This window comes from Cupriavidus sp. SIMBA_020, from assembly GCF_046535395.1.
In the GTDB taxonomy this organism is placed as follows: domain Bacteria; phylum Pseudomonadota; class Gammaproteobacteria; order Burkholderiales; family Burkholderiaceae; genus Cupriavidus; species Cupriavidus campinensis.
On the sequence record NZ_JAWRWU010001747.1, the window covers coordinates 1 to 233 of the forward strand.

Annotated in this window: 1 pseudogene; it reads right to left on the minus strand. The window is 77.7% G+C overall.

Annotated features, from left to right (window positions below):
• Nucleotides 1-233: pseudogene (locus SB751_RS35610) on the minus strand (efflux transporter periplasmic adaptor subunit); the annotation flags it as partial.

The window sequence follows — 233 nt, forward strand, 5'->3', positions numbered from 1 at the left end:
GCGCCCGGCACGATCACCGACACCGGCAGCACCTGCTGGGCGGCCACCTGCGCACGCTGCGCGGCGCGCGCGTCGAGCCGCGGCACGATGCCGATCGCGAGCAGCACGGCCGCCAGCGCGATGCCGGCGAGCGGCACGGCCAGCTTGCGGCCGCCGCGGGCGGGCGGCGCGTCGGGTGCTGCATAGGGTGTGGCGGTGGGCGTGGCATACGTGGCGGACGTAGCAGACGTGGC